The following is a 12,463-nucleotide window of genomic DNA, read 5'->3' as shown; positions in this document are numbered from 1 at the left end:
TCGCGACAGCGTCGATGCGACAGCCGGGCAGGCCGCCGCGCGGCGCAGCAGGCGCGCGGTTCCCGAGGATTGCCGAAACGAACAAGGAGACGCCAAATGCCGGATTCCCGATACCGCTGGGTGATCGTCGCCGCGGGCGGCCTGATGGGCTGCATCGCGATCGGCGCGATGTTTTCGCTGCCGGTGTTCCTGCGCGCGATTGCGCGCGACACGGGCTGGTCGATGACCGGCATTTCCGGCGCGATGACGCTCGGCTTCATCGCGATGGCCTTCGCGAGCATGGGGTGGGGCAGCCTGTCGGACCGGATCGGCACGCGCGCGGTCGTCGTGACGGGCGCCGTGCTGCTGTCGGCGAGCCTCGCGCTGGCGAGCCGAGCGCCGTCGCTGCTCGCGTTCCAGCTGACCTTCGGCCTTGCCGTCGGCAGTGCGACGGCCGCGGTGTTCGCGCCGATGATGGCGTGCGTGACGGGCTGGTTCGACACGCACCGCAGCCTGGCGGTGTCGCTTGTCTCGGCCGGCATGGGGATGGCGCCGATGACGATGTCGCCGCTGGCCGCGTGGCTCGTGTCGACGCACGACTGGCGCACGTCGATGCTGCTCGTCGCCGCGCTGGCGGCCGTCGTGATGATCCCAGTGTCGCTGCTGGTGCGCCGGGCGCCCGCGCTCGACCGTGCGCACGCGGCGCCTGCGCCTGCCGGCGCGCCCGCGGCGATGTCGGTCGCGGACGCGCTGCGCTCGCCGCAGTTCATGGTGCTGCTGCTGACCAATTTCTTCTGCTGTGCGACGCACTCGGGTCCGATTTTCCATACGGTCAGCTATGCGGTGACGTGCGGGATCCCGCTGATCGTCGCGGTGTCGATCTATAGCGTCGAAGGGCTCGCGGGCATGGGCGGCCGGATCGTGTTCGGGCTCCTCGGCGACCGTGTCGGCGCGAAGCGCATGCTGGTGGCCGGGCTGCTCGCGCAGGCGCTGGGCGCGCTCGGCTACTACTTCGTGCGCACGCTGGACGGGTTCTACGCGGTCGCGACACTGTTCGGCTTCATCTATGCGGGCGTGATGCCGCTGTATTCGGTGCTCGCGCGCGAGAACTTCCCGCTGCGGATGATGGGCACCGTGATCGGAGGCAGCGCGATGGCCGGCAGCCTTGGCATGGCCGCGGGGCCCGTTGCCGGCGGCCTGATCGTCGATACGTTCGGCGGTTACGGCTGGCTGTACCTCGGTTCGTTCGCGATCGGTCTCGGCGCGTTCCTGATCGCGATGATGTTTCGCCCGTTTGCGAAAGCACGGCCGGAAACGGTGGCCGCGTGACCCGGCAGCGGAAGTGGGGCGGTGTCCGTTTCGCCGGATTGGCGACGCCCGGAACGCACCGCCGCAGATAAAAATCAGGGCCCGACACCGCCTGCATTTGCCGGTGCCCGGACGGCGCTTCGCCCGCTGCGGCGCAGCAGACCGGCAACTGGCGCCGATCGGCGCGCATGCGTCACGATTCGGCCCCTAAAAGCACAATATCGAGCATGTATTCGAAGGGCCTGTCATACCCGCGTCACCCTGCTAGAATTCGGCCTGCCGCATTGTTCCCATTGACTGATGAGATTGCTTGACGCCCTGGTCGAACAACGTATTGCCGCCGCCGCCGCGCGGGGCGAGTTCGACGATTTGCCGGGTACCGGCGCGCCGCAGGCGCTGGATGACGACCTGCTCGTGCCCGAGGAGGTGCGGGTGGCCAACCGTATCCTGAAGAACGCGGGCTTCGTGCCGCCGGCTGTCGAGCAATTGCGCGCGCTGCGCAACCTGCATGACGAAGTGCAGGCGGTCAGCGACCGCGCCGCGCGCTGCCGGCTGCAGGCGAAGATCCTGGCGCTCGACATGGCGCTCGAATCGCTGCGCGGCGGCCCGATGGTGATGCCGCGCGACTACTGCCGGCGCATCGCGGAACGCCTGTGCGAGCGCGGGCTCGACGAGGCGCCCGCCGAAACGGGGCCGATGTGACGTCCGACGCGCTGCACGACGCAGCCCGATCGGTGGCCGACGCGGCCGCTGAACCCGCCGCACAGTCTCCTATTTCCGAAACCGCACCCGTATCGGCGCGCGACCTGCATTTCATGCGGCTCGCGCAGGCCGCCGCGGAAGAGGCGCGCGCGGCCGGCGAAGTGCCGGTCGGCGCGGTGCTCGTGCGCGGCGACGAAGTGATCGCACGCGGCTTCAATCATCCGATCGGCGGGCACGACCCGTCGGCCCATGCGGAAATGGCGGCGCTGCGCATGGCCGCGCAAAATCTGCAGAATTACCGGATGCCCGGCTGCGAGCTGTACGTGACGCTCGAGCCGTGCCTGATGTGCGCGGGTGCGATCATGCACGCGCGCATCGCGCGGGTCGTCTACGGTGCCGCCGATCCGAAGACGGGTGCATGCGGCAGCGTGATCGACGCGTTCGCGAATCCGCAGCTCAACCACCATACCGAAGTGACCGGCGGCGTGCTCGCCGACGAGTGCGGCGCCGCGCTGAAGTCGTTCTTCGCCGAGCGCCGTCGCGCGTTGCGCGAAGCACGGCTGGCCCGCGACGCCGAATCCGGCGCGTCATAGTCGCGCCGGCCGCGCCTGTCGCCCCGGGCGCGCACGGTTCCGCTGAACCGAAGACGGTTCGGACCCTCTAAGCAGGTTTGACGACCCGACACCTTTCGCCATGTCCTTCCAGCCCGCCGCGTCCTACACCATCCGCCTGCTGGCGCCGTCCGGTTATCCGCACGATCCCGACGCGATCAATCGCGCGCTCGAACGCCTCAGCACCGCGCAGCAGCGCATCGAGAACATCGAGGCGACGCAGCGGCGCTTCCAGCGTTTCGGCGGCACCGACGGCGAGCGGGCAGGCGACCTGAACCGTCTCGCCGATCCGGAGCGGCCGCTGCCGGACATTGCGCTCGCGGTGCGCGGCGGCTACGGTGCCGCGCGGATCCTGCACGGGCTCGACTATCGCGGGCTCGAGCGCAGGCTGCGCGACCAGCCGGTCGCGCTCGTCGGCCACAGCGATTTCACGGCGATCCAGCTCGCGCTGTACGCGAAGGCGCGCATCAAGACGTTCGGCGGCCCGATGCTTTCCGCCGATTTCGGCGCGGAAACGCCGAGCGACTTCACGATGCAACACTTCTGGCAGACGCTGACGCAGCCGAGCACGACGATCATCGCCGAAGCACCGCAGGTGCAGACCATGAACGTGACGGGCACGCTGTGGGGCGGCAACCTCGCGATCCTCACGTCGCTCGTCGGCACGCCTTACATGCCCGACATCGAGGGTGGCATCCTGTTCATCGAGGACGTCAACGAACAGCCGTTCCGGATCGAGCGGATGATCTATCAACTGCACCTGTCGGGCCTGCTCGCGCGCCAGCAGGCGCTCGTGCTCGGCCAGTTCACCGGCGCGCGGACGTTCGAGTACGACAACGGCTACGACATGCAGGCGATGATCGACCAGGTGCGCGAGGTGGTCGGTATTCCGGTCGTCACGGGCCTGCAGTTCGGCCACGTGCCCGACCTGCTGACGCTGCCGTTCGGCGCGCAGGCGCAACTGGTCGCGAATGCGCACGGTTTCCGGCTCACGTTGTCCGATTATCCGCATCTCGGCTGATGCGGGCGCGGTCGATCGAAAGGCGGGTTCTCCGCCTTTTTCTTTACGTAATTGTGCAACTAACGGTCAAAAATTTCGGCTGACGTCGACAGAATCGTCGCCGGATTTTGCACCAGTTTTGTCAACAAAATGGCCGGGAGGGTATACGACGAGACGGCCTCTGTCATGGCACTCAGGCTTGTTGTGCATGGATTTCGCGCATCCTGCACCGATTGGAGTCGTGTCCGTGCACGCCGATTGTGCGAAATGTCGGAAAAGAATTGTTGACAATCTTTATGTCCATCCTAGGATGAGGACCATCACACGATGCAGATCATGAACGAGCCCGATTCCCACCCGTCCGGTGCCGCCAGTCCCGAAGCGATCGCCGAGCGGATCCGCACGGCGATTCTCGAGCATCGGCTCGCGCCCGGCGCGAAGCTGACGGAGGCGCAGCTCTGCGACGTGTTCGGCGTGAAGCGCGGGACGATCCGCCAGGCGCTCGCGCAGCTCGCGACCGACAAGCTGGTCGAGCTCGAGCCGAACCGCGGTGCGTTCGTCGCGAGCCCGACGCTGCAGGACGTGCACGAGGTGTTCGAGATGCGCCGGATCATCGAGCTCGCCGTGGTCGAGCGGCTCGCGACCGGGCCCGGCGCGAAGCGGCTGAAGGGCGTCGCCGCGCTGATCGACAAGGAACGCAAGGCGTTCGAGCGGCACGACTTCGCGGCATGGATCCGGCTGTCGGGCGAATTCCATACGGCGCTCGCCACGCTGATGGGCAATGCGACGCTCAGCGAGTGCCTCGAGGGGCTCGTCGCACGCTCGACGCTGATGTCGGCACTGTACGAATCGCACGGGCGCAGCCCGTGTTCGTGCGACGACCACGACGAGATCCTCGCCGCGCTGGAGGCGGGCGATCCGAAGCGGGCGGTGACGCTGATGGCGCGCCACCTGCAGCATGTCGAACTGAAGATGCTGGACCGGCCCGCGCAAGGGCAGGTCGATCTGCGCGAAGTGTTCGGCGGCGCCTGAGCGGCGACGCGAACCCGGCCGCGCGCCACAGAACGAGAGCAATGCAGGCCTGCGGTGTCCGCCGCGGGCCGCTGGTCCGACTCCGGGCGACGATCCGGAGCGGTAACGATGACAGTGGAGCGGCCCCGGCCGCGTCAAGGAGAAGTCATGGCTCAGTTCAGTGTGGCGCACGACAGCGCCTATCCGGCGGAAGAAGGCGGCGAGGGCGGCGATCCGACGCTGCCGGGCGGTTACAGCGAACGTCTGTACAACGAAGATTTGGCACCCCTGAAGAATCAGACATGGGGCTCGTACAACATCTTCGCGTTCTGGATGTCGGACGTGCACAGCGTCGGCGGCTACGTGTTCGCGGGCAGCCTGTTCGCGCTCGGGCTGACGAGCTGGCAGGTGCTGATCGCGCTGATCGTAGGCATCGGCCTCGTGAACGTGCTGTGCAACCTGATCGCGCGGCCGAGCCAGCAGATCGGCGTGCCGTATCCGGTCGCGTGCCGCGCGACGTTCGGCGTGCTCGGCGCGAACGTGCCGGCCGTGATCCGCGGGCTGATCGCGATCGCGTGGTACGGCATCCAGACCTATCTCGCTTCGAGCGCGCTGGTGATCGTCGTGCTGAAGTTCTTTCCGCAATGGCTGCCGTATGCGGACGTCCATCGCTACGGCTTCCTCGGGCTGTCCGCGGTCGGCTGGGCCGGGTTCATGCTGCTGTGGGTGCTGCAGGCGTTCGTGTTCTGGAACGGGATGGAGACGATCAAGAAGTTCATCGACTTCGCGGGCCCGGCCGTCTATGTCGTGATGTTCATCCTCGCCGGCTACATGGTGTGGCGCGCGGGCTGGCGCAACATCGGCATCAACCTCGGCGGCGTCAAGTATCACGGCGCGGAAGTGATCCCGGTGATGATTACGGCGGTGTCGCTGGTCGTGTCGTACTTCTCCGGGCCGATGCTGAACTTCGGCGATTTCTCGCGCTACTGCCGCTCGTTCGGCGAAGTGAAGCGCGGCAATTTCTGGGGGCTGCCCGTCAACTTCCTCGCGTTCTCGCTCGTCACGGTAATCACCACGGCCGCGACGCTGCCGGTGTTCGGCGAACTCATCACCGATCCCGTCGAGACGGTCGGCCGCATCGATCATCCGACCGCGGTGATCCTCGGCGCGCTGACGTTCACGATCGCGACGATCGGCATCAACATCGTCGCGAACTTCGTGTCGCCCGCGTTCGACTTCTCGAACGTCGCGCCGCGGCTGATCAGCTGGCGCGCGGGCGGGATGCTCGCGGCCGTCGCGTCGATCTTCATCACGCCGTGGAACCTGTTCAACAACCCGGCCGTGATCCACTACACGCTCGACGTGCTCGGCGCGTTCATCGGCCCGCTGTACGGCGTGCTGATCGCCGACTTCTATCTCGTCAAGCGCGGCCGGCTCGTGCGCGACGACCTGTACACGATGTCGGAGAGCGGCACCTACTGGTACACGGGCGGCGTGAACCGCCGTGCGCTCGCCGCGCTGCTGCCGGCCGCGGTGATCGCGGTCGCCTGCGTGATGGTGCCGGGCTGGCAGGGCGTCGCGAACTTCTCGTGGTTCATCGGCGCGGGGCTCGGCTTCGTGTTCTACCGGCTGCTCGTGAGCGCGAAGGCCTGAGGAGCATGCGATGAAGATCCGACTGATCAATCCGAATACGACGCAGCGGATGACCGACGCGATGGGCCGCTGCGCGCGCGACGTCGCGGCCGCGGGCACGGAGATCGTCGCGGTGAGCCCGCCGATGGGGCCGCCGTCGATCGAAGGGTATTACGACGAGGCGCTCGCGACGCCCGGGCTGCTCGCCGAGATCGCGCAGGGCGAGCGCGACGGCTGCGACGCATACGTGATCGCGTGCTTCGGCGATCCGGGCCTCTACGCGGCGCGCGAGCTCGCGCGCGGGCCGGTGATCGGCATCGCCGAGGCCGCGATGCATGCGGCGAGCGTGCTCGCGCCCGGCTTCTCGGTCGTCACGACGCTCGCGCGCACCTGCGGGATGGCATGGCACCTGGCTGAACGCTACGGGATGAAGCGGTTCTGCCGCAACGTGCGCGCGACCGACGTCGCGGTGCTGGAACTCGACCGGCCGGGCTCGGCCGCGCGCCGGATCATCGTCGACGAATGCCGGCGCGCGCTCGACGAGGACGGCGCGGACGCGATCGTGCTCGGCTGCGCGGGGATGGCCGAATTCGCGCACGAGATCGAGCAGCAGATCGGCGCGCCGGTGGTCGAGGGCGTCACGGCGGCCGTCAAGTGGGCCGAGGCGCTCGTTGCGCTGCGCCTCGCGACCGCGAAGCGCGGCGACTACGCGCGGCCGCTGCCGAAGCGCTACGACGGCGCATTCGCCCGCTTCAGCCCGCCGGACGGGGAGGCGGCGGAACCCGCCCCGAATTTGCCGCAACCGCACATACACACCGTCTGACACGCACTATCTGCGCCGCTGTATGGGCGCGTCTGGACGTTTTCGCTACACTGGGCCGTCAACGCATCGGCCCGCGCGGCCGGCCTGCGGCACCCGCGCGGTCGATGCGAACCCATTACTCCAGCGAATTTTCGCCGCACTTCGAACCATGTCACTCGATCCCAACTATCCTCGCGACCTGATCGGCTACGGCCGCCATCCCGTGCAGGCGAACTGGCCGGGGCGCGCCCGCGTCGCCGTGCAATTCGTGCTGAACTACGAGGAGGGCGGCGAGAACTGCGTGCTGCACGGCGATCCGGGCTCCGAGCAGTTCCTGTCGGAAATCGTCGGCGCGGCCGCGTATCCGGACCGCCACATGAGCATGGAGTCGATCTACGAATACGGTTCGCGGGCCGGCGTGTGGCGCATCCTGCGCGAATTCGAGAAGCGCGGGCTGCCGCTGACGGTATTCGGCGTCGGCATGGCGATCGAGCGTCACCCGGAGCTCGCGCGCGCGTTCGTCGAGCTCGGCCATGAGATCGCGTGCCACGGCTGGCGCTGGATCCACTACCAGAGCATGACGCCCGAACTCGAGGCCGAGCACATGCGTCTCGGGATGGAGGCGATCGAGCGCGTGACGGGCGAGCGCCCGCTCGGCTGGTATACCGGTCGCGACAGCCCCAATACGCACCGCCTGGTCGCGGAATACGGCGGCTTCCTGTACGACTCCGACAACTACGGCGACGACCTGCCGTTCTGGATGGACGTCGCCGTGTCGGGCGGCGGCACGTCGCCGCAACTGATCGTGCCGTACACGCTCGACACGAACGACATGCGTTTCGCGACGCCGCAAGGCTTCAACACCGGCGATCACTTCTTCGACTATCTGCGCGACGCGTTCGATGTGCTGTACGCAGAGGGCGACGAGGCGCCGAAGATGCTGTCGATCGGCATGCACTGCCGGCTGCTCGGCCGGCCGGGCCGGTTCCGCGGGCTGCAGCGGTTCCTCGATCACATCGAGAAGCACGATCGCGTATGGGTGACGCGCCGTGTCGATATCGCGCGTCACTGGCGTGAACATCATCCGTATCAGCCCAATCATCGAAACGAAGGGAAAGCATGAAGGCGATGCGTTACACGTTGAATCAATTGAACACGATGGCGCCGAACGCATTCGTCGCGGCGCTGTCGGGGATTTTCGAACATTCGCCGTGGGTGGCCGAGGTCGCCGCGGGCGAGCGGCCGTTCGCGAGCATCGACGCGCTGCACAAGACGATGTCGGGCGCGGTGGAAACGGGCGGAGAAGCGCGCCAGCTCGCGCTGATCAACGCTCACCCGGAGCTGGCCGGCAAGGCCGCCGTGCGCGGCGAGCTGACGGCCGAGTCGACGCGCGAGCAGAGCGGCGCGGGCCTCGACCAGTGCACGCAGGAAGAGTTCGACAAGCTGCTGACGCTGAACCGCACGTATCGCGAGAAGTTCGGCTTCCCGTTCATCCTCGCGGTGCGCGGCTACGACCGGCACGGCATCATCGCGAACTTCGAGTCGCGCGTGAATCATTCGCGCGCCGAGGAACTGCGCGCGAGCCTCGACCAGATCTACCGGATCGCGCGCTTCCGCCTCGACGACCTGATCGACGCCTGACACCGCAATACGGCCTGCTGCGTCGCGGCGGCCGGATCGCATCACTGAAACAAGGAAATATCATGGCTGTTCCGCTTCTCGATCCCAACGCACCCGAATTCACGCGGCGCTACGTGAATCTCGCCGACCCGCGCCTCGGTGCGCAGGCGCTCGAAGCCAGCGACGATTTCTTCGCGCCGAAGGACCGGATGCTGAACCCCGAGCCGGCCGTGTTCATTCCCGGCAAATACGACGACCACGGCAAGTGGATGGATGGCTGGGAAACGCGCCGCAAGCGCACGACGGGCTACGACTGGTGCATCGTCAAGCTCGCGCGCCCGGGCGTGATCAAGGGCTTCGACATCGACACGAGCCACTTCACCGGCAACTTCCCGCCGGCCGCGTCGATCGAGGCCGCCTTCGTGGCCGACGGCGCGCCGACGCATGCGACCGAGTGGGTCGAGATCTTGCCGTCGACGACGCTGCAGGGCAACAGCCATCACTACGTCGAAGCGAGCGATGCACGTGCATTTACGCACCTGCGCGTGAACATCTATCCGGACGGCGGCATTGCGCGCCTGCGCGTGTACGGCCAGCCGCAGCTCGACTGGGCCGGTGCGAGCGCAACCGAGCAGTTCGATCTCGCGGCGATGGAAAACGGCGGCTACGTCGTGGCCGCGAACAACCAGCACTTCGGCGTTGCGTCGAACCTGCTGCTGCCGGGCCGCGGTGTGAACATGGGCGACGGCTGGGAAACCCGCCGCCGCCGCGAGCCGGGCAACGACTGGGCGATCATCGCGCTCGCGCAGCCGGGCGTGATCCGCAAGATCGAAGTCGATACCGCGTTCTTCAAGGGCAACTACCCGGATCGCTGCTCGATCCAGGCTGCCTATGTGTCGGGCGGCACCGACAGCTCGCTGATCACGCAGTCGATGTTCTGGCCGGTGCTGCTCGGCGAACAGAAGCTGCAGATGGACAAGCAGCACTACTTCGAAGCCGACATCGCGTCGCTCGGCCCCGTCACGCACGTGCGACTGAACATCATTCCGGACGGCGGCGTGTCGCGCCTGCGTCTGTGGGGGACGCTCGACAAATGAAGACGCTTGTTATCGAACCGCTGACCAAGGAAGCGTTCGCGCCGTTCGGCGACGTGATCGAGACGGAAGGAGCAAAGCAGATCCCGATCAATCTCGGCACGACGATCCGCTTTCACGATCTCGCGAAAGTCGATGTGAGCGACGAAGACGGCCGCACGCTCGTCAACCTGTTTCGAGGCCAGCCGCGCACGCTGCCGTTCGAAGTGAAGATGCTCGAGCGGCACCCGCTCGGCAGCCAGGCCTTCGTGCCGCTGAACGACCAGCCGTATCTCGTCGTCGTGGCGCCCGCGGGCGATCTCGATCCGGCGAAGATCCGCGCGTTCGTGACGAGCGGCTGGCAGGGCGTCAACTATGCGAAGGGCGTGTGGCATCACCCGCTGATCGCACTCGGCGGCGTCAGCGATTTCATCGTGGTCGACCGGGGCGGCGACGGCCTGAACCTCAACGAGCAGGATCTGCAGGAATCGCTGTGGCTCACCGATGAGGCGCTAACCGCGCTGACCGCCTGAGTCGTCGGCGTTTCCGCGCCAACTCGTCGAAACCCGCGCATGTTGCGCGGGTTTTTTTATGTGCGGCCGTTTATGAGCGACTCAGGTCGCCACGGTCTTGCCCGTGTCGCGCGAACCGCTGCCGCCGCGACGCCGGTTCGCGACCGGCGCATGCTGCGCCATCAGGTCGGCGATCCAGTCGACGAAGACGCGCAGCTTCGCGCTGACGTGCCGGTTCGGCGGGAACGCGACGTACATCGGCATCGGTTCGAGCTGCCACGCGTCGAACAGCTGCACCAGTTCGCCGCGCTCGCGATGCGCGGCAGCCATGTAGTCGGGCAGCCACAGAATGCCCAGCCCGGCGAGGCCGGCCTCGAGGTATGCGTTGCCGTCGTCGACCGCGAGCACGTAGCGCCCGCGCACGTCGACGCGCTCGCCGTCGCATTCCATCGCAAACGGCAGCGCCTTGCCGGTACGCGCCCACAGGAAGCCGACGATCCGGTGATGCGTGTCTTCCAGTTCAGCCGGATGCGACGGCGTGCCGGCGCGCGCGAGGTAGGCAGGCGACGCATACACGCCGAGCCGCAGGTCGCCGACGCGACGCGCGACCAGCGAGCGGTCGGCCGGTTCGCCGCCGCGCACGACGCAGTCGACGTTCTCGCCGATCACGTCCACCACGCGGTCGCTCACGCCCATGTCGAGCTGGATGTCCGGGTAGCGCGCATGGAACGCGGGCAGCGCGGGGATCAGGATCAGGCGCGCGAACGGGCTCGGCACGTCCACGCGCAGCCGCCCGCGGGGCGACGCGGACGCGGCGGACAGGCTCGTTTCGGCATCGTCCATGTCGGCCAGCAGCCGCACCACGCGCTCGTAGTACGCGGCACCGTCGGCGGTGACGACGACCTTGCGCGTCGTACGGTTGAACAGCTTCACGCGAAGCCGCGCTTCGAGCTGCTGCACCAGTTGCGTGACGGTGGTGCGGCTCATGTGCAGCGTCTCGGCCGCCTTCGTGAAGCTGCCGGCTTCCACTACGCGGGCGAACGCCTGCATTGCGTCGAATCGATCCATCGGGTCAGGGCTCCGCGTCGGTCGGAAATTGTTTGGTGCGCGCAAACAGTGTTGGACAGGGTTGCTGGTTTATCCGCCGGGCGACGGTCCTTAAAGTGCCTTCATCGTTGATGCAGGGGCGGCTTCGCCCCACTGACTGATGGAGGTGTTGGATGGCAAAGCGTAGCGTAGTTTTCCCGCCCGGTCGCCGGGCGCTGTATGAGCGCAACCGCTACTCGCCGGCGCTGCGCTCGAACGGTTTCCTGTTCGTGTCCGGGCAGGTCGGCAGCCGCGACGACGGTTCGCCCGAGCCGGAGCTGGGCGCGCAGGTTCGCCGCGCGTTCGACAACCTGAACGCGGTGCTGAGTGCGGCCGGCTGCACGTTCGACGATGTCGTCGACGTGACGGTGTTCCTCGTCGACCCCGAAGCGACGTTCGAGCGGATCTGGGAGATCGTCCCCGAGTACTGGGGCGACGCGCCGCATCCGACGCTGACCGCCGTCGGCGTGACCTGGCTATACGGCTTCCAGTTCGAGATCAAGGCGATCGCGCGGTTGCCGGAATCCGTCGACGGGTGAGGTGGCCGTCCGAGGCTGGCTTGCGGGCGAAGTCGCGGCGGTGCGTGCATGGCACCGTCATCGCGCGTGCTATCGTGCCCGCATCGCCACCGCACGACGTCCTGTTCCGGACGTATTCCTCCGATGAGCCAACCTGAGAACGACCTCGCGATCCTGCTGCGCACGATGCAACCCGAACTGCATCCGGGCGCGTTCGCGTTCGTCTCGCTGCCGATTGATACAGACGTATCGTTATCCGAAACGATTGCAACGTTCCGCGAAGCGGAAGGGCTGACGGTTGTGGTCGACGAAGAGGCGGCTGCGCGTCGCGGCTGGCCCGTGCTGTTCCGCGCCGCGTGGATCACGCTGACCGTTCATTCCGATCTCGCGGCAGTCGGCCTCACCGCGGCATTCGCGCGGGCGCTCGGCGCGGCCGGCATCAGTTGCAACGTGATGGCGGCCGCGTATCACGACCACATCTTCGTGCCGTTCGACGACGGCCCGCGTGCACTCGAGGCGCTCGTCGCACTGCAGCGCGACGCGATGCGCGGCTAGCGCGCTGCGCATTCGGAACACGCAAAAAAAAACGGGCCCGTCACCGGGCCCGCG

The 12,463-nt window shown here is 67.4% G+C and carries 14 protein-coding genes; 13 read left to right on the top strand and 1 reads right to left on the bottom strand.

Annotated elements, in window-relative coordinates; all coding sequences use genetic code 11:
• The first annotated feature begins 96 nt into the window (after positions 1–96).
• From MRS60_RS10595 to MRS60_RS10545, 11 genes are all read left to right on the top strand, one after another.
• On the top strand, positions 97–1,308 hold the full coding sequence (locus MRS60_RS10595) for an MFS transporter (protein ID WP_105390479.1): 1,212 nt from the start codon (positions 97–99) through the stop codon (positions 1,306–1,308).
• A gap of 279 nt (positions 1,309–1,587) precedes the next feature.
• Positions 1,588–1,989, top strand: coding sequence for a DnaJ family domain-containing protein (locus MRS60_RS10590; protein WP_034181150.1), 402 nt, complete (start codon positions 1,588–1,590; stop codon positions 1,987–1,989).
• Positions 1,986–2,582 carry a tRNA adenosine(34) deaminase TadA gene (gene tadA / locus MRS60_RS10585; RefSeq protein WP_181152213.1) on the top strand — a complete coding sequence of 199 codons (597 nt, stop codon included), beginning with the start codon at positions 1,986–1,988 and terminating at the stop codon, positions 2,580–2,582. Before MRS60_RS10590 ends, tadA begins: the two co-directional genes overlap by 4 nt.
• 100 nt (positions 2,583–2,682) lie before the next feature.
• Complete coding sequence (gene ldcA, locus MRS60_RS10580; RefSeq protein WP_131948653.1) at positions 2,683–3,621, top strand: muramoyltetrapeptide carboxypeptidase; 939 nt, start codon at positions 2,683–2,685, stop codon at positions 3,619–3,621.
• A gap of 306 nt (positions 3,622–3,927) precedes the next feature.
• Positions 3,928–4,632, top strand: coding sequence for a GntR family transcriptional regulator (locus MRS60_RS10575; RefSeq protein ID WP_034181153.1), 705 nt, complete (start codon positions 3,928–3,930; stop codon positions 4,630–4,632).
• 147 nt (positions 4,633–4,779) lie between these two features.
• On the top strand, positions 4,780–6,264 hold the full coding sequence (locus MRS60_RS10570) for an NCS1 family nucleobase:cation symporter-1 (protein WP_034181154.1): 1,485 nt from the start codon (positions 4,780–4,782) through the stop codon (positions 6,262–6,264).
• 10 nt (positions 6,265–6,274) lie between these two features.
• Positions 6,275–7,066: an aspartate/glutamate racemase family protein gene (locus MRS60_RS10565; RefSeq protein WP_217589423.1), complete on the top strand. Its 792-nt coding sequence runs from the start codon at positions 6,275–6,277 to the stop codon at positions 7,064–7,066.
• Between the two features lie 148 nt (positions 7,067–7,214).
• Positions 7,215–8,168 (top strand): allantoinase PuuE, encoded by a 954-nt coding sequence (gene puuE / locus MRS60_RS10560; protein ID WP_034181156.1) that lies wholly within the window; start codon positions 7,215–7,217, stop codon positions 8,166–8,168.
• Complete coding sequence (uraD, locus tag MRS60_RS10555; RefSeq protein WP_034181157.1) at positions 8,165–8,686, top strand: 2-oxo-4-hydroxy-4-carboxy-5-ureidoimidazoline decarboxylase; 522 nt, start codon at positions 8,165–8,167, stop codon at positions 8,684–8,686. The genes puuE and uraD overlap by 4 nt, the downstream gene beginning before the upstream one ends.
• A gap of 62 nt (positions 8,687–8,748) precedes the next feature.
• Complete coding sequence (gene alc / locus MRS60_RS10550; RefSeq protein ID WP_243564667.1) at positions 8,749–9,762, top strand: allantoicase; 1,014 nt, start codon at positions 8,749–8,751, stop codon at positions 9,760–9,762.
• The gene (locus tag MRS60_RS10545) at positions 9,759–10,271 is read left to right on the top strand and encodes an ureidoglycolate lyase (protein ID WP_034181159.1); all 513 of its coding nucleotides are present in this window, start codon (positions 9,759–9,761) and stop codon (positions 10,269–10,271) included. Before alc ends, MRS60_RS10545 begins: the two co-directional genes overlap by 4 nt.
• Before the next feature lie 81 nt (positions 10,272–10,352).
• On the opposite strand, the gene MRS60_RS10540 is transcribed toward MRS60_RS10545, so the two are convergent.
• The gene (locus MRS60_RS10540; RefSeq protein ID WP_034181160.1) at positions 10,353–11,318 is read right to left on the bottom strand and encodes a LysR family transcriptional regulator; all 966 of its coding nucleotides are present in this window, start codon (positions 11,316–11,318) and stop codon (positions 10,353–10,355) included.
• Positions 11,319–11,470: 152 nt separating this feature from the next.
• Between MRS60_RS10540 and MRS60_RS10535 the strand changes: the two genes are divergently transcribed.
• Together MRS60_RS10535 and MRS60_RS10530 are read left to right on the top strand one after the other, a co-directional pair.
• Positions 11,471–11,875: a RidA family protein gene (locus MRS60_RS10535; protein ID WP_034181161.1), complete on the top strand. Its 405-nt coding sequence runs from the start codon at positions 11,471–11,473 to the stop codon at positions 11,873–11,875.
• 123 nt (positions 11,876–11,998) lie between these two features.
• Positions 11,999–12,409, top strand: coding sequence for an ACT domain-containing protein (locus MRS60_RS10530; RefSeq protein WP_034181162.1), 411 nt, complete (start codon positions 11,999–12,001; stop codon positions 12,407–12,409).
• Positions 12,410–12,463: the final 54 nt, after the last annotated feature.

The organism is Burkholderia pyrrocinia (assembly GCF_022809715.1).
In the GTDB taxonomy this organism is placed as follows: domain Bacteria; phylum Pseudomonadota; class Gammaproteobacteria; order Burkholderiales; family Burkholderiaceae; genus Burkholderia; species Burkholderia pyrrocinia_C.
Note: the sequence above shows the minus strand (reverse complement) of the source record. Positions and strands in the feature narration are given on the sequence as shown.